3 protein-coding genes are annotated in these 1776 nt (G+C 49.3%); 2 read left to right on the forward strand and 1 reads right to left on the reverse strand.

Going from position 1 to position 1776, the window contains the following annotated elements; all coding sequences use genetic code 11:
• Positions 1–277: transposase (locus tag QZ506_RS13850; protein ID WP_291971802.1), on the reverse strand; the 277-nt coding region annotated here is incomplete at its 3' end.
• 249 nt (positions 278–526) lie between these two features.
• On the opposite strand from QZ506_RS13850, the gene pbpG reads away from it, so the two are divergent.
• Positions 527–1477 (forward strand): D-alanyl-D-alanine endopeptidase, encoded by a 951-nt coding sequence (pbpG, locus tag QZ506_RS13855; protein ID WP_291971801.1) that lies wholly within the window; start codon positions 527–529, stop codon positions 1475–1477.
• A 148-nt stretch (positions 1478–1625) separates the two neighbouring features.
• Positions 1626–1776: IS1 family transposase (locus tag QZ506_RS13860; protein WP_367273026.1), on the forward strand; the 151-nt coding region annotated here is incomplete at its 3' end.

Here is a 1776-nt window from a genome sequence, read left to right on the forward strand (position 1 = left end):
CCAGTTGCGGTTCAAAGGAACCATCACGATCACGTGGTGTACGCAGTTCCAGCGGACCATCGCCGGTGGTAACAGTCTTTGTGGAGTAGCCATTGCGCGTGTTAGTTCCAGATTTGGACTGGTGCTTCTCATGCCCGAGGTGGTGGTTCATTTCAGCATTAAGGGCAGCTTCAACGCTGATCTTTTTCAGCAGGCGATCAAACTGGTTGAGATCGTCAGGGGTTTTGAGATTTTTTGCCAGCTCGTTAGCCAGAGCCTGTAACTGTTTTTCGTCCATAAAGTAACCTGCTTTTGATGTTGGATTGAACATATCAAAATCAGGCAATTACACAATCTCGTGTACAGGCTCTAGTTCACAGGCGTTATTGTGTGTTGTTGCGTTCAGCGCCTAAGCAGGAAGAATACTCGCTGTTAAACTTTGTCACAAAAGCTTTTTCTTCTGTGCAGTGCGTAGCGGTGAGCGCTAACTTATAATGCCCGGGTTGTTACCAATACCGTAACCGTTATTTATTTAAGACGTTGAATAATGATTAAAAAACATAAGTTTTCTCTGCTTGTATTGCTGCTGTCTGCACCTATGACATTCACCCCCTCCGTATTGGCGAAAACGGCTGTGCCAGCTATTGACAGTACCCATCAGGAGATCGCCTCTGGCAGTGCGATGGTGGTCGATCTGCGTGATAATAAAGTGCTTTATTCCGCTAATCAGGATGTGGTGGTGCCTATCGCCTCTGTCACCAAACTGATGACGGCTCTGGTGGTGCTTGATGCAAATTTGCCGTTGGATGAAGTGATCTCGGTTGATATCAGCAACACGCCGGAAATGAAGGGGGTTTATTCTCGCGTTCGTCTGAACAGTCAGATCAGCCGCCGTGACATGCTGCTGCTGGCACTGATGTCCTCCGAAAACCGCGCCGCTGCCAGTCTGGCACATCACTATCCGGGGGGCTATCAGGCGTTTATCGCCGCGATGAACGCCAAGGCCAAAGCATTGGGTATGGCGCACACCCGCTATGTGGAACCGACGGGGCTGTCAATTAACAACGTTTCTACCGCGCGCGATCTGGTCAAATTGCTGATTGCCAGCAAGCAATATCCGCTGCTGAGCCAGTTGAGCACCACGCAGGAGAAAACCGCCACCTTTACCAACCCGGGCTATAGCCTGCCGTTTCGCAATACCAATCATCTGGTCTACAAAAATGACTGGAATATTCAGTTGACCAAAACCGGGTTTACTAATCAGGCGGGCCATTGTCTGGTAATGCGTACCGTGATCAATCAGAAACCGGTAGCGCTGGTCGTACTGGACGCATTCGGTAAATATACCCACTTTGCAGATGCCAACCGTCTGCGCCGCTGGATGGAAACCGGACAAATAACCGCAGTACCGGATGCCGCGTTAAGCTATAAAAAGCAAAAGGCGTTAGCCTCACGTGCACCGGGTCAAGTGGCACGGGTTACAACAGATATTGAATAACGGATTTTAACGCTGCCGCTTTGTAGCAACCCCTGACGGACACCTTTTCCGTCGGGGTTCAGTTCCTCGCCGTCAGGCGCGAAAATCCGGTCGTGTATTTAATATGTTGATTGCAGTGTGAAATTTCCGGTTTTGGATGTGGAATACAGTGGCTAAATTTGATGTAAGATGCCCGTTTTGTGAACAGACATCTCCTGTGAAAAAACACGGTTATGGCAAAAGTGGCCATCAGCGTTACCGTCGTCAGTCATGCAAACACGGATGGCTACAGGGCTTACAACGACGAACTTCCAAAAGTA

Origin of the sequence: Candidatus Symbiopectobacterium sp., assembly GCF_020054415.1 — a bacterium.
Taxonomy (GTDB): domain Bacteria; phylum Pseudomonadota; class Gammaproteobacteria; order Enterobacterales; family Enterobacteriaceae; genus Symbiopectobacterium.

Coding starts and splice junctions, on each gene's coding strand:
- pbpG (WP_291971801.1), top strand. CDS start 527: ATGATTAAAAAACATAAGTTTTCTCTGCTTGTATTGCTGCTGTCTGCA.